This window comes from Hahella sp. CR1 (genome assembly GCF_029813005.1).
Taxonomy (GTDB): Bacteria; Pseudomonadota; Gammaproteobacteria; order Pseudomonadales; family Oleiphilaceae; genus Hahella.
Window position 1 is genome coordinate 318884 of sequence record NZ_JAPELK010000001.1, and the last position, 22636, is coordinate 341519.

The following is a 22636-nucleotide window of genomic DNA, read 5'->3' on the forward strand; positions in this document are numbered from 1 at the left end:
TCCAGCGCCGGTTTTTTCGTTACTTTCAGATGATGCGATCGATGCGTCAGCTACCGATGCGGCCGCCGCCGGACTTATTGATCGCCACCACGGAAGGACGCGGCGGAAGATCGTTGCGGAAGTCAGGCCAACGGGTGGTGGGCTGATCGTAAGTACCTTCTTCCCCGGGGTGTTGCACCGAACAGAAGAAAGACTGATTGTCCGGGGTGAAGAACGGCCCGCACAGCTCCGCCTGTAAGGGCGTACGCAGGAAATGCTTGGTCAGCGCGCGCGCTTCGCCGGACACCGCACAGGCCCATACGCCGTCAGCGACGCCGTCTTTGTAGGCGCCGTCAGTGGCGATCCAAAGGTTGCCGTGATTGTCGAAAGCGCAGTTGTCCGGGTCGGCGAACCAGCCGTTGGCGGAAATATCCGGGTGATATTTAGCGCCTTCCGTCTGCGGATTGCCAGCGACAATGAACATATCCCACATAAAGCGATCAGCAGTATGGTCGCCGTCCGGCGGCGTCATTTCGATGATATGGCCGGACTGGTTCTTGGCGCGCGGATTAGCGGCGTTGGTGTCGCCTTCCTTACGCTTGCTATTGTTGGTCAGCATGACGAACACCGAGCCCGTCTGCGGATTCACTTCCACATCTTCGGGGCGGTCCATGCGCGTCGCGCCGAGTAAATCCGCCCCCTTACGCATATCGATCAACACGTCGCCCTGATTACGGAAACCGTTGGCCGCCGTCAGCGGGCCCTGGCCGAACACCAGCGGACGCCAGGTCACCAGACCGCCGTCGGTGAACTCCGCCACGTAAAGGGTTCCTTCCTCCAGCAGGCGCATATTGGCGGCGCGATTGCTGGGGTCGTATTTGTTCTTGCTCACAAACTTGTAGACATACTCGAAGCGTTGATCGTCGCCGGTGTAGGCCACCACTCGATTGTCCTTGTTCACAAAGACATTGCAGCCTTCATGTTTGCAACGGCCCAAAGCGGTGCGCTTTTGCGGCTTGGAGTCAGGATCGAACGGATCGATCTCCACCACCCAGCCCACATGCAGCGGCTCGTTGGGGCTTTTGGCCAGATTCCAGCGATCATAAAAGTTAGCCCAGGCGTATTCATGTTCGCCGGACAGGCCGAATCGCTTGTAGTTTTCCGCTTCTTTGGTTTTGGTCGGATCGCCTTTGAAATAGTTCTGCACGTTTTCTTCGGCGGTCAATACCGTGCCCCATGGCGTCACGCCCCCAGCGCAGTTGCCATAGGTGCCCAGGGTTCTCACGCCATCCTGGGAAATCGCGGTGCGCAAACGGTCGCTGCCGGCGGCGGGACCTGTCATACGCATTTCCGTTACCGGAGTAATGCGACGGTTGTATTTTGAGCCTTGAACCACCGCCCACTTGCCGTCGGTTTTCTTGATTTCGATGATGCTGAGGCCATGCGCCATCATATCGATATCCGCCTGCGCCTTGCTCATCTGATCCGTCTTCGGCGAGCCGGGGAACATCAGCTCAGAGATAGTGTATTCGTGGTTCACAGCCAGCAGGCCGTGATCCGAATTGTCGGAACCCAACGGCAATGGCAGGAAACCAACGAAGTCGTTGTTGTAACCAAACTGCTTGGATTGCGCTTGCGCGCTCTGGTTACGGGGATCAAACGCTGGCGCATCCGCTAACACTTTATCGCCCCAGCTGATCAGGACATCGTGTTCATAACCGGGCGCCACGTGGAATGTTTCGTCCTGTCCGTGAGGCAGCTCCGTGAAAGTCAGCTCACCCTTGTCCGAGCCGGCCATGATTGCGCTGCAACCAGTCAGAGAAACGCCTGAAGCCGCCGCGCCTGCAGCGAAACCGCGCAGTACGCTACGACGGGAAGTCCGAGCCTGCAGGATGTCAAAGAAGCTCCGACCCTGCTCAGGACTGGAGGGAATGTCATCAGAGTCTTTTATTTCCCAACCATATTGAGGATGTTGTACAGTCATTTTTTTATACCTTAACAGCGTTGATCCGACAGCACTTTTACTGCAAGTAAATGACAGTTTCGTGAACCACGCCTGTTCCGGCTAAAGATTTTCGTTAGGAAAGCAGTACCCAAAAACAAGCATGCGCCTGCGCGGCGACAAGTCGCGGATCAACAGCTGATCAACAAGAAAAGGAGCTTTCCATGGAACAAAAGTTCATCCAGCTTTACGACAAATACACGCACTCCACCATGAGCCGCAGAACCTTCATTGACCGTCTGACCAGACTGGCTGGCGGGACCACTGCGGCCATGGCGCTTCTTCCCCTGCTGGAAAACAACTACGCGCGAGCGGAAACCATCGCCAAAGACGACGCGCGCATCAGCAGCGAATATGTCGAATACCCAGGCGGCGCCAGCGCAATCCGCGCTTATCTCGCCAAGCCCAAAACCTCATCCGGACCGCTGCCCGGCGTAGTCATCATCCATGAGAATAAGGGCCTGCATCCGCATATCGAAGATGTGGCCAGACGCGCGGCGCTGGCGGGTTTCGTCGCCCTGGCTCCAGACGCCTTAACCCCGCTGGGCGGCACGCCGGACGATCAGGACAAGGCCCGAGGTATGATCGCGCAGCTGGATGGAGAAAAAACCCGCATGGATTTCGAAGCTGCAGTGGCTTATGTCAAAAAGCACAAGGATTGTAACGGTAAGGTCGGCTGCATCGGTTTCTGCTGGGGCGGCGCTTTGGCCAACCAGTTGGCGGCTCACTCTCAGGATCTCGGCGCCGCCGTCGCCTTTTACGGCAGGCAGGTGAGCGCCGCTGACGCCGCCAGGATCAAAATCCCGCTGCAACTGCATTATGCGGGTCTGGACGACCGCATAAACCAGGGCATTCCCGACTATCGTGAAGCCCTGGACGCCGCTGGCGCGCGCTATGAGCTGCACATGTACGAAGGCGTCAATCATGCCTTTCATAATGACGCCAACGCCGCCCGCTATGACGCGAAAGCCGCTCAGTTAGCCTGGGAGCGCACCATCGCCTTCCTTAAACAGGCATTGGCCTGACGCTTATTCCGCGCCACTTTCCGCTTCCGACGCAGGCGCTTTCTCAGCGCTTTCCCGAGGCGGAACCGGAGCGAAATAGCCCACCAGCAACAACACTACGCCAACGCTGATAAAGGCGACGATACGGGCCACGGTGCCCGTGCCGGAAAGATCAAACAGGAACAGTTTGGCGACTACCGCCACCATCAAGCCGCCGCCGACCATCCACACCGAGCGATGCGCCCTGCGCGCGCCGACCAGCATGCACAGCATGCCCGCAATGCTCCACAGCAGACTCATGCCGCTCTGCACCACAATGGACGACACCATATCATCGAAGCGGTAAGGTATCGCCAGACTGAAATGGAAAGCGCGGAACAGGCCCGCATTGAGCCACAGGAAGCAAAACGCCGCCACCACACCATAAGCAGCCACTCTCTGTTGCAACGCATTCAGCGCGCCATGGCGGCGCACTTCCGACCAGAGCACCCACAACGCCAGCAGGTTGACCAGATCAAGCGGATTCAACAACGCCAGGCCCTTGTTCGCCGGCGCAACCATATTGCTCCACAGCAGCCACAAACCAACACTCGCCAGCAAGGCGCGTGGCAGCCATTGCAACAGCTCACGCGGATAGCGCGCGAAGGGCCAGATAGCGGTCAATGCGCGCCGCAAAAGCAACAGCGCAAGGGCCGGAATCAATCCCCACACCGCCTGCCCGGCCATGGTTTCAGGGTCAAATGCGCCAGTGATTTCAAAATGAATCTGCCAGGTGACCGCAAACACCAGAGCGAATAGCATCACGCAGTGAAAGAGGCCAATTGGCGCATGGACACGGTCCTGCATCAAACGCAGATATCCGAAATGCGCCGCCCAGGCCACTGGGAACGCCAGCCAACCGACATTGGCGTACAGCGCCTGGTATTCCACCACGTAGACGAACAAAACATACAGTATCGCCGGCGCCAGCAGTAACGCCGGATACGCCGCCATCGCCCATTTAAAACGCATGAAAGAAAGCGCAAAAACGCCGATGAAAAGCGTATAGAACAGCAGAAACGCCGCAGGCTCCAGCGCTGACGGATATTGCTCAATGGCCTCGGTTCCGCCCGCCAGCGACCCTAACGCCACCGCCACGCCCAACACCAGCGCATTGACCATTTCCGCCGGCGCAAAATACCGGCTCTGCTCGCCGCGCCAGGCGAATATCCCCGCCCATAACGCATACGCCACCAACGCCATGGGCGCCAGGAAATCCGCGTTCAGCCACGCGATAGCGCGTGCGTCTACTTGATAGTGAGTAAAGAGATAAACCACGCCAATGACAAAACTCGCCATCGCCAACCAGGGCAAATGCGGCGAACGCCATCTTCCCGCAAAAAACTGACAGGCCATCGCCGTCAACACCGTGAACAGACTGCCAGCTATCGGCAGGTGCGTATCGGCGATGTGGCGATGAATCTCAAATAAACCGCCCGCCATCCACCATGCATAAGCCCACAGAGACAGAATAATCGGCGCCCACTGCACTTCCTGACGCAACAGACGATCCTGATAACGCGTCGCGATGCGGGCGGCGAGACCGCCTGCGATTGTCACCAGCAGAGTACCAATAAAGTCAGCGTTCAACGCAAACCACTGTGGTTCCTGGGATGGCGGCTCAGTGAGATACATCGCGCCGCCAAACAGCATCAATCCCAGTCCGGAAAAGCGCGGCAACAGCCGCTGTTGGCGCGCGCCCACCCAAAACAGGGCCACGCCTTCCACCGCCCACAGCGCAGACGTAACGCGCCCGTCAAAGGCGAGTGGAATCGCCAGAGTGAGAAACGCAATCGTCAGCGCCAGGTAGCATTCATACAACAAGCGCATCTGAGGCCGCGCGCGCACCAGCAAACTCAAGGCCAGATAAAAAATACCCACGCCTGCGCTGCTCCAGGCCATGGCGTATTGCGTGTCTTTAACCATCAACGATTGCAGGGCGATAAATACCGTAGGCGTACCGAACACCAGGGTTCCATCCACCAGCCCCTTCAAATTGGGGGGCTGACGCGAGGCGAACAGCAGGGCGATCAAGCTATACATCACCGCAAAAGCGATCAGGAAAGGCTCGGTGGAATGGAAGAACATAGGGGTGTAATACTGCGCCCCCCACACCATGCCAATGCCGAAGGTGAAAACAAACCCCAGCCAGTTCAACGTGCGCCAGGACTTAAACCAGGCGATGGCGGTAACGCCCAGATTGAGAAGCAAATAGTAAGTAAACAGCTCCACATGCGAGCCCTGCCCGGTGGAAGCAAGAATAGGCGCCGCGAAACCGCCAATGACGCTGACCGCCGCCAGCGCCGGCGCGTTTTGCAAGACGGCGATCAATACGCCGCAACAAACCACCGCCACCATCAAAGAAAAACTGGTCAGCGAAGACAGCAAGCCATGCAGGCGGAAAGCGGCGAAGATAGTGATGTACAAAAGGCCAATCGCGCCGCCTTGCATAATGAGGCCATAGCCCTGGTTTTTGCGACGCAAGCGCCAGCCGATGGCGAACATGGCGGCGGCTCCCGCCGCCACGCCCAGATAACGCAGCTCCAGAGGAATAACCACTTTTTGCGACGCATACTTCAATAGAAAGGCCACGCCGAAAAACAGAATAATGACGCCCACCCGCACGACAATATTGCCGCCGGTGAAATAGTTAGTCACCCAGGCGACCAGCTTATCGGCCACATTGGGAGGCGCCGGCTCAGAAGGTGTGGGGCGTAAACGTTCAGGTTGAGCAACCGCAACGGGCGGCTCTGACGCAACGACAGGTTCTTCCAGCGGCGATTCAGTCTCAGTCACTGGTGAAGGGGTAACGGACGCCTGCTCCATCGCGACTGCCGGGGCTGGAGACGGTTCTAAATCCAGTTGCAGGTCGCTGATATCAAGGGAAACATCTTCCTCTTTTTCTTTGACCTCATCCAACGTCTTCACGTTATGCGTCACAGTGGTCGAGGCCGTCGCCACAGGCTGCGATGAGACCGCTGTTTCCATGTTTGAGGCAAGAGGGACATCCACCGTTGGCGGCGGTGCGGCGATAGGCTCTGAGCGCGCCTTTTCAAATGCGCTGACTTTTTTCTCCAACTTTTGCACTTTCATCTGCAGGCGATGAAAGCTGGCCGCCAAAGCCCCCAACGCAGCGCCCATCAACGCGCCGCCGAAGGATTGCAAAGCGGCTCCGCCGACCACCGCGCCGACTATCAGAAGAATAAGAATGTCCATGCTGACCACGCACCTTGAATAGTTTTACGAGCAAAGCTGAATCGCCTATTTGAACTCACCGTCCGCGCGCCGCCTCTACGCCGGCAATTAGCGCAAAGCAACGTTTTTTTCTTTTACATCAATTATTAACGGTAGAGCTGATTTCAGCCATCTCTCAACATGTAGGAGCGTTGAAAAAAGCGGAAGCTGAAACCGGAAAGTGTCGGAATCCGCCATGCGAGGTATCGGGTTTCAATACCTACATGGCGATACAATCTGACTGGATCGCGCTTTAGCGAACCTGATAGGAAGGGAGTCGTAGTGGCTCTTCGTTTAGCGCCGCAAGTTGCTCACGCAGCTCCAGTATATGATCTCCCCAATAACGCGCGGAATTGAACCAGGGGAAGTTGCGCGGAAACGCGGGATCGCTCCAACGGCTGGCCAGCCAGGCGCAGTAGTTCAACATGCGCAGCGTCCGCAACGCTTCGACCAGTCTCAGTTCAGAAGGACGGAAATCATAGAATTCGTTATACCCTTCAATGATTTCCACCAACTGCGCCGTCCGATTGGCGCGATCGCCAGACAGCAACATCCAAAGATCCTGTATGGCCGGGGCCATGCGGGTGTCGTCGAAATCCACGAAATGAGCGGCGTCATCGCGCCACAGCATGTTGCCTACGTGGCAGTCGCCATGAGTGCGGATATAAACATAGTCGCCGCCATCACCAATGATTTCTTCCAGCGCCTGCAATAAATCACGCGTCAATGAATCATAGGAAGCGCGTAATTCACTGGGAACGAATTGTTCCTGCACCAACGCCACCGCGTCGCGGCCAAAACTTTGCGTATCGATGCGCGGACGATGCTGGAAGGGCTTGACCGCTCCCACCGCGTGAATACGGGCCAACAGACGACCCAAGGTCAGCAGGCTGTCGAAATTATCCAGTTCCGGCGCATGGCCGCCTTTGCGGGGAAACAGAGAGAAGTGAAACTCTCCCGCCTGCGGCAGCGTTCCGCCATCGTCCAGGCGTAGCGGCGCCACCACGGGCAGCTCCGCCTCCACCAGTTCATAACAGAACTCATGCTCTTCGAGGATTTGTTCCCGGCTCCAGCGATTCGGCCGGTAGAACTTAGCGATCAGGGGATCGGCGCCTTCTACGCCCACCTGATAAACGCGGTTTTCGTAGCTATTGAGGGCGAAGATACGTCCGTCGCATAAATAGCCCTGGCTCTCGACGGCGTCCATGATAAATTCGGGGGTTAAAGCATCGAAAGGATGTGTGTTCGGCGCAGTCATGTTGAGATCCTGTATCCAAGTGCGCCCAACATATCAGATCTGAACCGGTTCAGCGATAGTGAACCTTACCCACATGGAATTGCGTTAGCGCCTCTAGCGAACGGGTCCGGAAGTGAGCCGGAGGTGATGCGCCAAGCGCTTTTCCGCGATATAGGGAAAGCCATTATTAAAGTCCACGGACCAGGCCAGCGTCCTCGCCTTTTCCACTTCCGTCGAGGTCCAGTAATTGCCGGAGATGGTGTTGGGAAAGAAGTCCGTATCGATATCCGGATAATAACGGGTGGGGTGCTCCAAGGTCCGCAGCTCCGCCGCCTCAGGCAGACGCCAGTTGGAAGCGCCGCACAGACTTATTTCCTGCACCTCCCTCACATAGGCGGCGGTATCGCATTCAGAATACAGGCACAGTCCACGGTTATAGACGCTGCCTCCCGGCGGCGGCGTGTCTGGCTCCGCATCCGCGTCCGGCAAGTCGCCTTCCCGCGCCCACGAGTAGGTGTGCTCCGCGTCCTGCAGACCACCGTCAGTCCGCTTAACTTCCCACAAAAGCCCGGTACTGCGATCAAATACACAGGACCACTCCCCCGCCTCTGGCGACAGCTCTGCGCCGCCGGCGTCTATTTTAACGAATCGAGGACCCTCATCCGCGCCAGCAGGAGTCTGCTCCTGTTCGCCCGAACCATTTACAGTATTGGGTAGTTCCGGATTTTTCTGATCAAGCGCCACCGCCTCATCCTGCAGAGAGGCTTCAGGGGTGTTGAAGATATACAACAACGCGGCGATCAGCGCCGCCAACAGCAGAATCGCGCACACCACTTCCAGGAACGTGGCCCAAGCAACAGATCGACGCATATCAGGCTCAACTCATATTCAGCAAGCAGGAGATTCGTCCCTGAGCATAACCTATACCCAAATTAGTATGGACTCTCAGAGAAAGTACGCTCGTTGCCTATCATATTTTATTCATTTATTTGAACTATACTTCGTCATAAATGCATGACGAAGCTGAAACGATGCGGCTTCCAATTCGGAACCTTTTGTTACAGTTCTGTCATATTTCTGTCATAAATACTTAATAGCATCTACGCTCCTTTCCAACCTGACACACTGTTCTTTTCAAATGAGAGATATAAAAATTGTGCGCGCACGTCGGTTCACCGCTTTCATAAGCCTGGCGCTAATCTTCGCCAGCCTGCGTGTCTATGCGTTAACCCCATTCAGTCAGGAAGACGTTCCCACAAAAGGATATTTATTCGAAGTTCATGGCTCCAACACCATTGGCGCAGCCCTGGCCCCGGCTCTGGTAAAACGCTACTTAGAAGAGCGCGGGGCGCAGAACGTCACGGTGAAAAGCGCCGGCAAAGAAAATGAAGCCGTCGTCAGCGGAACCGTGCAAGGCAAATCCATCGCCGTCAAAGTCGCCGCTCATGGCTCCAGCACCGGTTATAAAGCATTAAAATCCGGAGAAGCGGACGTGTGGGCGTCATCCCGCCCCGTCAAAGACTCCGAAGCGCAGGAACATAAGAAGGGCGCAGACCTGAAAGCGCTGGATTCAGAGCACGTCATCGCCGTTGACGGACTGGCCATACTGGTGCATCCGCGCAATCCGGTGAAGTCTCTCACCACCACTCAGGTAGCGGAGCTGTTTTCCGGCAAAATCAACAACTGGAAGCAGGTCGGCGGCCCGGATATGGCAGTGACCGTTTACGCCCGAGACGAAAGCTCAGGCACCTGGGATACCTTCTCCAGTTTAGTGCTCGGCGATGCCTATAAGCTGGTGAAAACCGCCAAACGTTATGAATCCAACGATCAGTTGTCCGACGACGTCAGCAAAGATCGCGGCGCTATTGGTTTCAGCGGCTTCGCTTCTGTGCGCAGCAGCAAAGCTTTGGCCATCGCCGAGGCGAACAGCCCCGCCATTGCGCCGGATCAACTCAGTCTGGCGACGGAAGACTATCCCCTGGCGCGTCGCTTGTTCTTCTACACCAGTGGGCGCCCGGATAAAGCCGCCATTGATGGGTTTATCCACTTCACACACTCCGCCATGGGCCAGGACATTGTCGCGGACAGCGGCTTTGTTTCTCAGAATATTGTGGAAGTCGATCCCAAACTGGATAACAGCGTCCCGGAATCTTTCCGCCAGTTAACCCGCAATTACAATCGGTTGACGGTGAACTTCCGCTTCGCCGCCGGACGCAGCAAGCTTGATAACAAAGCCCAGCGCGATCTGGAGCGATTATTGGAGTATTTGCGCCAAAGCGGTCGCTCGCCAGCAGATCTGATGCTGATTGGTTTCGCAGACAAAAGCGGAGATGAGCTGCGCTCGCAAATGGTGTCCGAGCTGCGCGCTAACTCAGTTAACCGGGCGTTGAAAGAGCGCGGCGCAGAGGTCAAGGCGGTAACCGGCTATGGACAGTACATGTCTGTTGGCGCCAGCGGCGGCGAGCATGGCGCAAGCCGTAACGGACGAGTGGAAGTCTGGGTGCGCAAAGACGCGAAGTAATAGAACAACCAATCGCCGCTGGGTTCCCTAGCGGCGATCCTGCCTTTTAGATTTCTAGATCGACTTACGCGCCTTGGAGATAAACTGGGTGCGTTCCGATTCGTCTGGAATGCTGTTGGCCAAGTCCTTGAACAGCGTCTCCATATCCGACGAGCTTTTCACCGATTTACGCACCAGCCGCGAAGCCAGTGGGCCGACATGATGCGCCAGCAACTGAGTCAGCTTCTGCAAGGTTTCTCCACTCAACGTCAACGGACCGGCCTGGCCTGGCCTGATGGACGAACGCGTACCAATGGTGGTGATGCGCGATGCGCCACTGCCAGTGGTTTCGCTGGGCATGGAGCGAATCCCAGTACGATTCAACGTGTTGAGGAAATTACGCCGCTCGACTTCATTGGGAATATGGCGGGAAAGTTTCTCGATCATCTCCTGCAGACTCGTCGAGGAGGCGGCGGCATTGCGAATCATATGATGCGCCACCGGCCCCAGAAACGGCGCCAGCGTCTGACTCAAAATCAGAGACACTTCCGGCGACAGCGCTATCTGGGAGCTTGACGCGGAGCTGTAGGTGGAAGGTTGGTCCGTCTGACGACCAGCGAAAGTAACCTTGCTTTGAATCACCGTCGCAGCAAGATCATTGAGATCCGGCACATACACCTGATTAGGCGCCAACAGCGTCTTCAAGGCGATGGCGAATTCCTGTCCGGTTTCATAACGGTCTTTCGGTTCTGCGGTCAATGCCTTAGCCAATAGACCAGAGAAGGCGCGATCCAATTGCACCGGCAGCGTGGGGCTATCGGCGATGAATTGCAGAATTTCTTTCTCCGTCCAGGGCAAGCCGCCCTTTTGCGGACGTTTACCGGCGATCAACTCCAGTAAGACGATGCCGGCGGAAAACAGGTCGCTACGTCCGTCAACCCGGTCGCCGCGCAGCGCTTCCGGGGACATGTAACTGGGCGTGCCGATTACGTCGCCAACGTTAGTCAGCTCGGAGGTATCCAGTTTTGCGACGCCGAAATCCGTCACTTTCACATGACCGGATTCCAGCAAAAGAATATTGGCGGGTTTAACGTCGCGGTGCACCACCCCTTTCAGGTGAGCGTAATCCAGAGCTTCCAGCACCTGAATGACCAAGTCGCCAATCTGACGTACGGAAAGCTGCATGTTTTCCCGCAGGAAAGAACGCAGATCGATGCCGTCGACGAACTCCATCACCATATAGGGCGAGTTCTTGAAGACGCCGAAATCAAAGACGGTAACGATATTAGTGTGCAGACAGCGGGCCGCCGCCTGGGCTTCCTGACGGAAACGGGCCAGCAGGCCTCCGTCAGTCTGGTCCACCATCAGGTGGGCGTGCAGCATCTTGATAGCGACCGGGCGATCGATGTCCGGGTCATGGCCTTTGTACACCACGCCCATTGCGCCCTGGCCGATGGTGGACTCAACGCTATATTTTCCGATTACGTCAAATGGTGGTTTCGTCGACATAGTTCTTACGTACTGAGCAAAGCAAACCGCCACGCCGCTAAGCGGGCGCCGACAGCCGTCTTCCGTGTAACATCCGATTTAACCCGCCTGCGCACAGAGCAGTGCGGCGTATCCCCAAAAGTCCTTCAGTATAGGTAAGCTTACTCTACGCTTACTTGAACCATACAAACCAATTCGTTGATTTTTGTAAGTTTGAGAAGAGGTCCCGGACTTGACTTACAATGCGGCCAATATAGCGCGAACCTTCACGTCATCGCCATAGCGGCCACTTAAAAGGTTGTAATGCAGACGCGCCCGACATGGTCGGCGGGCGCATCGATGCCTCGCCTGAACTGGCTACTTTATGCTCAAGGCTCGCCAGTTTCGTCCAACAATCTGACAGCGTTAGCCAAACTGCGGTGCATACGGTTAAAGGACTGAGTCAGAGAAGAAATCTCATCGTTGCCTTTCACCGGCATTTCCTCCGCTTCCAACGCGCCCAGACTGACTTCGTTAGCTTTATCGGACAATTTTTTGACCGGACGGATAACCACAAAGTCCAGCATAACGTTGAGCAGCACCGCAATCACCAGGAAGACGCCTACCAGCAAGCCGATAAACAGTTTGAAGGTTTCATCCGCCCGTTGCAGCGGCAGCGACATAGGCACCGATACGATCTGGGCGCCGACCACTTCATCCTGCTTCCAACCGAAACCGTTAGAGCTGCCGTACATGTCGATCATGGTCTGCGGCGCCGCGCTGGGGGTGCTGTGACAGGCCAGACATTTCGGGTCAGTGATCTTGATTGGGCGGCTCATATAGAGAGAGGGACCTGTCGGCGTTTCCCGGGTGCCGACCAGTTCCGGCGCGCCATCGTTGTTGCGAAAATGGTTGATAATGTCCGCTTCCCAATCCGAAGCGCGGTCCGCTGGATTGGTTGGATTCAGCGTGGCTTCCCGGTAGCTGTATTCAGGATATTCCTTCTGCAGCTTGCCAATATAGCGGTGCGCCGCATAAGCCGGCACGGTCTGCGGTAAAAACTGGCGCTTCTGCTGCAACGCCAACAATGGACGCACTTCATCAACGGTGTAACCGCGTACGGCGAACGCGCTCTGCATCATGATCCGGGCGCTGTCGAGCACCTCTTCCCGCGCGTTTTTCTGCAACAGTTCATAAACCAGAAAGGCCGCCAGAGCGATGCCGGCGCAAGAAGCCAAACCCAATACAAGGTTAAATTTAAGTCTTAAGGTCATCCCCGAAACATCCTTCAGCTATGATTTACTTTTTTCGTTCGGCTGGGCGGTCGTAACAATTACCTTTGACGCCGCCGCCATTCGTTCCGTGTCTAATGCGTGATTACAGGTTTTTGCAGTTGAGAAAAACCGGTATCGCCTGCTTCAACACCGTCGCCGGTATCACCGCCTGCTGGGTCTGGGTTTGCGGCCAGCTTGGCCAGAAACCTAATTTAACCGTCAGTTTGTTGGCGTTTTGCAGCGCGCGGCTATGGTCTCCTTTTATCCGCGCGTTTGTCTCCTGAAACACTTCATTAAAGTCCAGAACGGTTTGTTCCGCTAATTGCAGGCCGACGCCGGGATAGGTCAGGTCAAGGTTCGATCTGGTGTATACGTTGATCTCCTTGGCCAACACCTCAATCCATACATTGGAATTTTCATAGCCGTCGAATATCGGATGACGCTCCGAACGCAGTCGACATACGCCGATGTGCGCGCTATCCCAATCCTTCTCCAGCATCCAGCCGCCGAAATCATAGGGCAGCATGCTACCGGTAATCTGTAGTCCTGATGTTTCTTTTGGTTGCGACAGCATAGCGGTCTCAACGACAGGTTTTGTCTCTGCGCTGGTATCCGCTGTCTCTTTTTTCGCAGTGTCTTTCTTTACGCTTTCTTTATCTTTAGTCGCCGCCGGCTTGGTTTGCGGCTTCTCCGCTTCTTTCTTTTTCGCAGAAGCGCCGTTTGAGGAGCTGGCGGTTTTCTTGGTCGCCGTTTTTTCCTTTACGGTCTTTTTAGCGGCGGGCGTAGTGGTTTTCTGTTTTGCAGTCGATGTGGTCTTCTGCGCCGTCTTGCCAGCGTTTGTCTGATCAGCGCCATCGGCGCTTTCCATCGTCGCAGATCCCGCTTCCGAGGTTGCGTCCGTCATGCCTGGCGTGGTTGACGTCGCCGCTTCTTGCGAAGTCGTCGCATTTGTCGTTTCAGTAGTAGAGGGAGTGGCGTACTGCTTGTCTTCCGTCTTGGCGCCGGAGTCCGTCGAGGGTTTGATTGAAGACATGTTACAACCGCTGAGAGCAACCGCCCCCACCAGAAGCAAATTACGCGGTATAGAGAAGCACAAGTCCTTCGCAGACAACTTATTTTTCATTTCTAGCCCTAGCACATTCATCCAGATAGTTGTTCGAGATTCCATAATTGGCGCATCCGACCGCGATAAGCGGCGCAGGCCGAGCTGCTAATCATGGCAATTGCCCGCGTTGGCTTCAATGCCTATTTTGATAGTCATGAGAGTTTGTTGCGAAACGCCCTCCTCATTTCACCCACTCCCAAAGAAAGGACTCTCCCTGATAGAACACGCGGCGCGCGTCCATTAGGTTGCAGGGACGCGCGATAGGTTAAGGAGCGACAGTATAGCGCGGCGGGAATATGAATGCTTTCAAGTAATTATCAGCACAATCCGCAGGTTCAGACAGCGTAAGCGGCGTTCAGATACTTGAGAATTTCCGCGGATTCAAACAGTCCTGCGCCTTCACCGCGATTCGGGTCCACCAGAAACGGCGCCTGTACACGCCCATGTTCCTTGAGAAAAGTCTCTCTTTTACTTCCCGGCAAAGGTTTGTATTCGCCCAAATGCAGCCGTTGCGCCGCCGGCCCCAGGTCCGCCAACTGTTGTTTACTCAGGTTGACGAGAAGATAGGGTATTTCCAATTCGCATAAGCGTTCGCGCACCAGCCGCGAGAAGGGACTGGATTCAAAACTGTACAGCGCCAACGGTTTCTTCGGCGCATTGGAGGGCGCCGCCTTCAGGCCTTTCCCTCCACGCACCAAAGTCGCCAGCCTGGAGCCCGTCAGATTGATGAAGGATTCCCTCAACGCCGCAGGCGGCTGTTTGGCGCGATACTGACGAAACAGGTATGTGACGATAGCCTGCGCGCCCGCGATTTTTTCATTCGTATTTGGATCGTACAGAAATGGGACCGCGTCGCCACCGGAAAGTTCCTGCAAACGCTGACGATGCCTCACGCCGCCTTGCGGAACCGGATAAATCATGGCGTCGAGGTTCAACTCCGTCAGCGCTTCCCGCACCAGACGGCAATGCGGACAGCCTTCGCGATCAAACAGTTCTGGCGTTTTCTCGGGTTGCGCCGTTTTGCGGCTGCCCATCGTGCCCCGCCAACGCCGCAGGGTGGACGCCAACGTGGAGCCAAGCACATCAAAATTGTGAGAGTTGAACATGGCTAACGCCTCATAATGACCAAAGGTCAATTATTCTAGGCCGGCTTTTTTCACCGGTTCAAGTGGCGCGAGCAAACAACTCGCAATCTATAGTAAGACCGGCTCCGTATTTATTGGGGACGGCTACTCCGCGCGCACTCGGTCATCATAGACTTTCGCCAGCGCCCTGCCGCACAATCAGTCAGTACTGACTAACAAGGAAAACGGTCATGCCCAGATTCATCAAAACAGCCTTACTAAGCCTTTTACTGTGTCAAAGCGCGTCAGCGCTGGCGGCCTGTCCCGCCTTGCTGGACGGCGACGTCAAAAAGCTGCACTCCAGTCAATCCATCAATTTATGCGAACGCTTCGCCGGCAAGCCGCTGGTGATCGTTAATACGGCGAGCTACTGCGGTTTTACCCCTCAGTTCAAAGGGCTGGAGGCGATGTATAAGCGCTATCGGGAACAAGGCCTGGAAGTCATCGGCATGCCCTCGGACGACTTTAATCAGGAAGACAGCGATGCAGGAAAAACTGCGGCAGTGTGCTTCGTTAATTACGGCGTCACCTTCACCATGACGGACGCTCACCCCGTCAAAGGACCCAACGCGCATCCCTTGTTCCGTAATCTGGCGGAGCAGACCGGGAAGCCTCCGCAATGGAACTTTCATAAATATGTGGTAGACAAAGAAGGTCGCGTTGTCGCCGCATTTCCCAGCCGCACTACACCGGAGGACCCGGACTTCATCGCCGCCGTGGAGAGCGTTCTCTAAGCCCGATTCGTCCGAGCTTTACCCCGGCGCCGCGCCGGGCTATGTTTAGCCTTGTTGGGCCGCTTAACGTCAGCGGTCCTGTTCGGGCCGGCGTACATGCCGGCGAATGCACAGCTAATCATACTCTGAGGAAAGTTCGTGGCTCATATCGTCGTGCTCAGCGGCGCTGGCATAAGCGCCGAAAGCGGCCTGCCTACGTTCCGGGACGTGGGCGGACTATGGAAACAATACAGCGTACATGATCTGGCGTCCCCCGGCGGTTGGGAACGCGATCCGCAATTGGTGCTGGAGTTTTACAACACCCGTCGCCAACAAGCCCGGGAAGCCCAGCCCAATGCCGCACACATGGCCCTCGCCGCGCTGGAATCGCAACATCGCGTCACCATCATTACGCAAAACATCGACGACTTGCACGAGCGCGCAGGGTCCAGCAACGTCGTCCACCTGCACGGTGAAATCATGAAAGCGCGCAGCAGTGTCGATGAACATTATCTGGTTGATCTGGATGACCGGGATATTGCGCTGGGCGATCTATGTCCTCAAGGCAAACAAATGCGACCGCATGTGGTCTGGTTCGGAGAAATGGTTCCGATGCTGGAGGCCGCTGCGGATATCGTCGCCACGGCGGACGTTCTATTGGTGGTGGGCACCTCTCTGCAGGTCTATCCCGCCGCAGGATTGGCGTACGCCGCGCCGCCCAGTTGTCCAATAACGGTGATCGATCCCGGCGAAGATGTGAAAGTCAAAGGCGCCACGATTATCCGTAAAACCGCCTGCGCCGGTGTGCCTGAATGGATCGCATCTCTTAAGCTATAGATTTTTCAGGGAAAAACAGACGCACGTCAAAATACCTTCCCTGACTGACGATACTATGGAATACGCTGGGCGGCGATGCGACCTGCGTTCGCCGCTCAGCGTCATCAACCCAATCGGGAAATCTCGCACGCGCCGACGGGACGAAGCATGGATAACGATAACGCAACTCTCATCAAGCAAGCCTGCGCCGACTATGACAACGATCCGCGCCGGATGATGGACATCCTGTGGCAGGTGCAGGACAAGCTGCGCTGTATTGATGGCGAGGCGATGTCGCTAATCGCCTCGCTTACCGGAACCTATCGGGTGGAAGTGGAAGGCGTCGTCAGTTTCTATGCCTTTTTTTCCGACAAACGCAAAGGCGATATCACCATTCGCTTGTGCGATGACATCATTGACCGTCATGCCGGCGCACAGGCGGTCGCCGAGGCGTTTTCCGGCGCTCTCGGAATCCAGCCGGGCGAAACCAGCGCCGACGGCGCTTTTTCCCTGGAGTTTACCCCCTGCATCGGTATGTGCGATCAGGCCCCCGCGGCATTGATCAACGATGTGGTCGTCACCCGTCTGACGCCAGCCAAAGTCAAAAGTATTCTGCGAACTCTGCGCAAGACCAAAGACCCGCAAACGCTGATCGGCAAGACCGGCGATGGCGCTAACAGCCACCCTTTGGTTCAGGCCATGGTGCACAATAATATTCGCCAGCCCGGGCCGGTCCTTTTGACCGACGCCGATCCAGAACAGGGTCTACGCGCCGCTTTGCAGTTATCTCCGCAAGAGGTGATCGCCCAGGTCGAAGAGTCGCTGCTGCGCGGACGCGGCGGCGCCGGGTTTCCTACTGGCAGAAAATGGCGGCTGGCGGCGAACACTCCCGCCGAAGAGCGTTATGTCATCTGTAACGCGGATGAAGGCGAACCCGGCACGTTCAAGGATCGCGTGTTGCTGACCGAAAAACCTGATTTGCTGTTCGCCGGCATGACAATCGCCGCCTACGCGGTAGGGGCCCGCCACGGCATTCTCTATCTGCGCGGCGAATACCGCTATCTGCGCGCCTACCTGGAAGAAACACTGCAACGTCGCCGGGAACAGAATTTACTGGGCTCGGGCATTCTCGGACGAAAGGATTTTACTTTCGATATTCGGATTCAGATGGGCGCCGGCGCGTATATTTGCGGGGAAGAAAGCTCTCTGATCAGCTCCTGCGAAGGCAAGCGCGGCGAACCCAAAAATCGCCCGCCGTTTCCCGTGCAATCGGGGTATCTGGGCTATCCCACCGTGGTCAATAATGTGGAAACCCTGAGCTGCGTTCCACGCATCATGGAGCAAGGCGCACCCTGGTTTCGCGGCATGGGAACCACGGGCAGTTCCGGAACCAAATTGCTCAGCGTCAGCGGAGACTGTGCGCGTCCCGGCATCTATGAAGTCGCCTTTGGCGTCACTCTCGCAGAGATTCTGGAGCAGGCCGGCGCCCAGGACGCCGCCGCTATCGTTGTGGGCGGCGCCAGCGGCCAGATAGTGGGGCGCACCGAATTTCACCGCCGCCTGTGTTTTGAAGATCTCGCCTCCGCCGGCGCCATTGTCTGCTTCAACAGCTCCCGCAACATTCTTGAAGCCGCGGCCTACTACATGGACTTTTTCATTGAGGAAAGCTGCGGCTACTGCACGCCTTGTCGCGTGGGCAACGTCTTCCTGAAAAAAGGGCTGGAAAAAATCATGCACGGAGAGGGCGAACCGGAGGATCTGGATTATCTGCGCAACCTGAGCGACACCATCATCGCCACCAGCAGATGTGGACTCGGGCACACCTCCCCTAACCCCATTCTCTCCACCATGGAATATTTCCCCCTGGTATACTCCGCCATGGTGAAGGAACGACCTGACGGCATGCAGGCGGGTTTCAATATTCAAAAGGCGCTGGACGAGGCCAGAATCATCGCCAAGCGGCGCTCGCTCATCTATGACCCGGCTTATGGAGACAAGGAATGAGCACAGAGTTCGAATTCACCGTAGATGGAGAAACCGTCGTCGCCAAGCCCGGCCAGACCATCATGGACGCCTGCGACGACGCCGGTGTTTACATTCCCCGTCTGTGCGACGTGGAGGGATTGGTTCCACAAGGCAGTTGTCGCGTCTGTACCGTGAAGGTCAACGGTCGCACTGCCGCCGCCTGCACACAGCCTGCGGAACCTGGCGTCGTGGTGGAAAACGATACGCCGCAAGTCCAGGGTTACCGCCGCGATCTGGTGCGCATGCTGTTTCACGAAGGCAATCATCTGTGTCCGATCTGCGAGGCCAGCGGTCGCTGCGAGCTACAGGCCATGGCTTATCGCCTGGGCATTTCCCAGGACAGCCTGTATCCCTATCTGCAACCGGTGCGCCCGGTGGACGCCTCCCACCCGGATATCGCCCTGGACACCAACCGCTGCATCTTATGCGGGCGCTGTATTCGCGCCTCCCGGGATGTGGACGGCAAGAATATCTTTGAATATGTGGGGCGCGGCATTCATAAGCGGATTGGCGTCAATGCGGAGAATCTGGCCGCCAGCGACGCCTCCATTGACGACTACGCCATGTCTCTGGAGGTCTGTCCGGTCGGCTGTATCATTCGTAAAAGAGAGGGCTTTTTCGCCCCAATAGGCCAACGCCAGTTCGACAACAAACCCATCGGTTGGGAAATTGAAGCCCGCCATAAAAACCGTATCGCCGTGCATCAGATCGATCCGTCCGAGGAACAGTCATGAAACGTAAAAAGCGCATCGCCACGGTTTCTCTGGCGGGCTGTTTCGGGTGCCATATGTCCTTATTGGACATGGATGAGCACATTCTGGAATTGATGGAGCTGGCGGAGTTTGACCGTTCTCCGCTGACCGATTTCAAAACCTTTTCCCGCCGCTGCGATATCGGCGTGATCGAGGGCGGTTGCTGCAATGAAGAAAACGTCCACACCCTGCAGGAGTTCCGCAAGCACTGCGACGTGCTGGTGGCGGTGGGGCAATGCGCCATCATGGGCGGCCTGCCGGTGATGCGTAACGCTATCATGCATTCGGAAGACCCATTGCGGGAGTGCCTGGAAGAAGCCTATTCCAGCAGCGCCAAGGTGTATAACCCCAACAATCAGATTCCCAATGACGCAGCGCTGCCGCTGTTGCTGGACAAGGTATACACCTGCGCGGAAGTGGTCAAAATCGACTACCAAATTCCCGGCTGCCCACCGTCTGGTGAAGTGCTTTGGGCCACATTGGCGGCGCTGATCAAAGGCGAGCCGGCGCTGCAGGAATACCACATGATCAAATACGACTAGGACTGGCGCTGATGAATATTGATAAGCCCAAAACCCGCATTGTGGAAATCGAGCCGGTCACCCGCGTGGAAGGTCACGGCAAGGTCACCATTCACCTGGATGACGACAACAACGTGGCGGAGGCCCGCCTGCACATTGTGGAGTTTCGCGGCTTTGAGCGTTTCATTCGCGGACGCCTGTTATGGGAGGCGCCGGTGATCGTACAGCGTCTCTGCGGCATCTGCCCGGTCAGCCACCACATCGCCGCCGCCAAGGCGATGGATGTGATCGTCGGCGCCGACGTACTGCCGCCGACAGCGGAGAAAATGCGCCGTTTGATGCACTACGGTCAGGTGATGCAAAGCAACGTCCTGCATTTCTTTCACCTGAGCTCGCCGGATCTGTTATTTGGTTTCGACGCGCCTCGCGGCAAGCGTAATATCTTCAACGTCATCAAAGAGTTTCCCGATCTGGCCAAACAGGGCGTGCTGATGCGCAAATACGGCCAAGAGGTGATTCTGCATACCGCCGGTAAGAAAATTCACGGCACCGGCGCAATCCCCGGCGGCATCAACAAAAATCTGTCTCTGCAGGAAAGAGATCTGTTGTTGCAGGACATTGAGCAGATGAAAGTCTGGGCCAAAGGTGCGGTGGACGTCGCCAAGCGGTACACGCTTGAGCACCTGTCTCAGGTGGAGCAGTTCGCCAACTTCAACTCCAGTCATTTGTCCCTGGTGCGCGAAGACGGCGCGCTGGATCTGTATCACGGCGGCCTGCGCGCCACTGACTCCGCTGGCAATATTATCTTCGATCACGTGGATTATCAGGACTTTAATGACTACATCATGGAGGAAGTGCGGCCCTGGTCGTACATGAAATTTCCCTTCATAAAAAGTCGCGGCGCGCTGGATGGCTGGTATCGCGTCGGCCCCTTGTCCCGCCTGAATAATGTCGCCTTTATCGATACGCCCCTGGCGAACGCCGAGCATAAAGAATTCAGGGCGTTGACCCACAATAAGCCCAACCATATGAGCCTGGCCTATCACTGGGCGCGGATGATCGAAGTGCTGCACTGCGTGGAGAAGATTCACGAGCTGCTGCTGGACCCGGACCTGCAAGGCGCTGATCTCCGAGTCACTGGAGAACGCCGGGAAGAGGGCGTCGGCGTTATCGAAGCGCCGCGCGGCTCTTTATTCCACCACTACAAAGTCGACAAAAACGATCAGATCACTTACTGCAACCTGATTGTTTCCACTACTCACAACAACAACGGCATGAACCGGGCCGTTACGGATGTAGCGAAAAAATATCTGAGCGGTAAGAAACGCATCACGGAGGGCATGCTGAACCATGTGGAAGTCGCCGTACGCGCCTATGACCCCTGCCTGTCCTGCGCCACCCACGCTCTGGGGCAAATGCCGCTGACCGTGGAGCTGTTCGATGCTGACGGAACGCTCGTTCACAGCAACAGCCAGCATATGGGACAGGGCATTCCCTCAGACTGAGTTCAAAGGAGCCCAGCAATGACCAAGGACATCAATCTATCCACCCTGGTGATTGGTTACGGCAACCCCGGCCGCCAGGATGACGGACTCGGACCCGCCTGCGCGGACCGCATTGCGGAGCTTAATCTTGCTGGCGTGACGGTGGAAACCAACTACCAGCTCACGGTGGAAGACGCCCTGGAGCTGAGCCGCTATCAGCAGGTCGTCTTTATCGACGCCAGTCTACGTGGCGGCAAACCTTTTTTTCTTCAGCAAATCGAAGCGGACGACGAGTGCCCCATGAGCAGCCATGTGTTGTCGCCGCAAGCGGTTGTGACCTTGTCCCGCACCTTGTTTAGCGCCGACACGGAAGCCTTCCTGATGGGCATTCGCGGGTATGCTTTCGATCGATTCGAAGAAGCGCTGTCGCCAGAAGCGCAACACAACCTCAATCAGGCTTTCGACTATCTGGCGAGCTGGTTGCAGAGCAGAGAGAAACATCGCGGTCATGCATGAGTTGTCGATCATGGAGAACGTCGTGCAATTGATTGAGGACAGCGCGGCAAAGGAAGGCTTTCAGCGGGTCGTCAAAATCGTGCTGGAAATCGGCGAACTGTCGCACGTCGAGACCAGCGCCATGGACTTCTGCTTCAACGCCGTCGCCAAAGGCACGGTTGTTGAAAACGCCACACTGGAATACCTCTCCATACCCGGCGCAGGCCAATGCCCGCACTGCCGCCAGGCCACCCCACTCCACCAACTCTACGATCCCTGCGCTCATTGCGGGAAGTTTGGCGTACAAGTCACCGCCGGTATGGAAGTACGCGTGCGTGGCGTAGAGGTGGAATAAGCCTGAATCCGGCGCTGTATGGGCGCCGTCATGGCGCGTTATTGCGACGCTGGGCGTGCGTCTCCGGATTAAAGTTCGTCGACAGATACTCCAGAATCAGACTGCGTAATTCCGCATTGAGTTCTGGCATGCCCTGTTCTTCCTGCATCCAGGTGAGCACTTCATCCCAGCTTTCTTTGCTGAGTCCCTGCTGTTTCACCAGCGCCAGGGAATGACAGGCGCCGCACAATGCGCCGGCTTCCTGCGATCCAGGGCCTTCCGGCCAGTCCGAGCCGAATGGAGACTCCGCGCCGCTTGCAGAAGTCGTCAGGCTCAATGCGCTGGCGAACAGGAGAGGAGTCAGAGTTTTTATTGTCATGGTTTTTCCTCTTTTTAAGGGAGGATTAAAGACGTAAATATCTGGGTTAGCCAGGGTTACACAAGCACGCCGCTGGCTCTTCTTTCCAATGAGAGAAAAGCCAGGGCGCATCTGTCAGCATCCCAACATCATTGGGCGCTAACCACTATCCC

19 protein-coding genes are annotated in these 22636 nt (G+C 56.4%); 10 read left to right on the forward strand and 9 right to left on the reverse strand.

Features of this window, described 5'->3' with window-relative positions; translation table 11 throughout:
• Positions 1-46 precede the first annotated feature (46 nt).
• Positions 47-1963 (reverse strand): PhoX family phosphatase, encoded by a 1917-nt coding sequence (locus ONV78_RS01450; RefSeq protein WP_279500485.1) that lies wholly within the window; start codon positions 1961-1963, stop codon positions 47-49.
• 182 nt (positions 1964-2145) lie between these two features.
• Between ONV78_RS01450 and ONV78_RS01455 the strand changes: the two genes are divergently transcribed.
• A complete protein-coding gene (locus ONV78_RS01455) occupies positions 2146-3006 on the forward strand; it encodes a dienelactone hydrolase family protein (RefSeq protein ID WP_279500487.1) in 861 nt (286 codons plus the stop codon).
• A 3-nt stretch (positions 3007-3009) separates the two neighbouring features.
• Here ONV78_RS01455 and ONV78_RS01460 read toward each other — a convergent pair whose 3' ends face one another.
• The 3 genes from ONV78_RS01460 to ONV78_RS01470 form a co-directional block, all read right to left on the reverse strand.
• Complete coding sequence (locus ONV78_RS01460) at positions 3010-6240, reverse strand: DUF2339 domain-containing protein (protein ID WP_279500488.1); 3231 nt, start codon at positions 6238-6240, stop codon at positions 3010-3012.
• Positions 6241-6511: 271 nt separating this feature from the next.
• Positions 6512-7516: a serine/threonine protein kinase gene (locus tag ONV78_RS01465; RefSeq protein WP_216735329.1), complete on the reverse strand. Its 1005-nt coding sequence runs from the start codon at positions 7514-7516 to the stop codon at positions 6512-6514.
• Between the two features lie 93 nt (positions 7517-7609).
• Positions 7610-8365, reverse strand: a complete 756-nt coding sequence (locus ONV78_RS01470) for a DUF1566 domain-containing protein (RefSeq protein WP_279500490.1) — start codon at positions 8363-8365, stop codon at positions 7610-7612.
• Positions 8366-8651: 286 nt separating this feature from the next.
• On the opposite strand from ONV78_RS01470, the gene ONV78_RS01475 reads away from it, so the two are divergent.
• Positions 8652-10016 (forward strand): substrate-binding domain-containing protein, encoded by a 1365-nt coding sequence (locus ONV78_RS01475; protein ID WP_279500491.1) that lies wholly within the window; start codon positions 8652-8654, stop codon positions 10014-10016.
• A gap of 54 nt (positions 10017-10070) precedes the next feature.
• Here the strand turns inward: ONV78_RS01475 and ONV78_RS01480 are convergent, their stop codons facing one another.
• From ONV78_RS01480 to ONV78_RS01495, 4 genes are all read right to left on the reverse strand, one after another.
• Positions 10071-11504 carry a serine/threonine-protein kinase gene (locus ONV78_RS01480; protein ID WP_279500493.1) on the reverse strand — a complete coding sequence of 478 codons (1434 nt, stop codon included), beginning with the start codon at positions 11502-11504 and terminating at the stop codon, positions 10071-10073.
• A gap of 347 nt (positions 11505-11851) precedes the next feature.
• Entirely contained in the window at positions 11852-12736 is an 885-nt protein-coding gene (locus tag ONV78_RS01485) for a DUF3365 domain-containing protein (protein WP_216735325.1), read from the reverse strand.
• Positions 12737-12839: 103 nt separating this feature from the next.
• Positions 12840-13769, reverse strand: a complete 930-nt coding sequence (locus tag ONV78_RS01490; RefSeq protein ID WP_279500496.1) for a hypothetical protein — start codon at positions 13767-13769, stop codon at positions 12840-12842.
• A gap of 407 nt (positions 13770-14176) precedes the next feature.
• Positions 14177-14947, reverse strand: coding sequence for a glutathione S-transferase N-terminal domain-containing protein (locus tag ONV78_RS01495; RefSeq protein ID WP_279500497.1), 771 nt, complete (start codon positions 14945-14947; stop codon positions 14177-14179).
• A 209-nt stretch (positions 14948-15156) separates the two neighbouring features.
• On the opposite strand from ONV78_RS01495, the gene ONV78_RS01500 reads away from it, so the two are divergent.
• The 8 genes from ONV78_RS01500 to hypA all read left to right on the forward strand — a co-directional run bounded on the left by ONV78_RS01500 (position 15157) and on the right by hypA (position 22126).
• Positions 15157-15699 (forward strand): glutathione peroxidase, encoded by a 543-nt coding sequence (locus tag ONV78_RS01500; protein ID WP_279500499.1) that lies wholly within the window; start codon positions 15157-15159, stop codon positions 15697-15699.
• A 138-nt stretch (positions 15700-15837) separates the two neighbouring features.
• On the forward strand, positions 15838-16515 hold the full coding sequence (locus tag ONV78_RS01505) for an NAD-dependent deacylase (protein WP_279500502.1): 678 nt from the start codon (positions 15838-15840) through the stop codon (positions 16513-16515).
• A 147-nt stretch (positions 16516-16662) separates the two neighbouring features.
• Entirely contained in the window at positions 16663-18498 is a 1836-nt protein-coding gene (locus ONV78_RS01510; RefSeq protein WP_279500504.1) for an NAD(P)H-dependent oxidoreductase subunit E, read from the forward strand.
• The gene (locus ONV78_RS01515) at positions 18495-19253 is read left to right on the forward strand and encodes a 2Fe-2S iron-sulfur cluster-binding protein (protein WP_216735319.1); all 759 of its coding nucleotides are present in this window, start codon (positions 18495-18497) and stop codon (positions 19251-19253) included. Before ONV78_RS01510 ends, ONV78_RS01515 begins: the two co-directional genes overlap by 4 nt.
• Positions 19250-19813, forward strand: coding sequence for an NADP oxidoreductase (locus tag ONV78_RS01520; RefSeq protein ID WP_279500508.1), 564 nt, complete (start codon positions 19250-19252; stop codon positions 19811-19813). Before ONV78_RS01515 ends, ONV78_RS01520 begins: the two co-directional genes overlap by 4 nt.
• Before the next feature lie 11 nt (positions 19814-19824).
• Positions 19825-21297, forward strand: a complete 1473-nt coding sequence (locus tag ONV78_RS01525; protein WP_279500510.1) for a Ni/Fe hydrogenase subunit alpha — start codon at positions 19825-19827, stop codon at positions 21295-21297.
• A gap of 18 nt (positions 21298-21315) precedes the next feature.
• Positions 21316-21792 (forward strand): hydrogenase maturation protease, encoded by a 477-nt coding sequence (locus tag ONV78_RS01530; protein ID WP_279500512.1) that lies wholly within the window; start codon positions 21316-21318, stop codon positions 21790-21792.
• The gene (gene hypA / locus ONV78_RS01535) at positions 21785-22126 is read left to right on the forward strand and encodes a hydrogenase maturation nickel metallochaperone HypA (protein WP_279500514.1); all 342 of its coding nucleotides are present in this window, start codon (positions 21785-21787) and stop codon (positions 22124-22126) included. Before ONV78_RS01530 ends, hypA begins: the two co-directional genes overlap by 8 nt.
• A 28-nt stretch (positions 22127-22154) precedes the next feature.
• On the opposite strand, the gene ONV78_RS01540 is transcribed toward hypA, so the two are convergent.
• Complete coding sequence (locus tag ONV78_RS01540; RefSeq protein WP_279500516.1) at positions 22155-22484, reverse strand: hypothetical protein; 330 nt, start codon at positions 22482-22484, stop codon at positions 22155-22157.
• Positions 22485-22636: the final 152 nt, after the last annotated feature.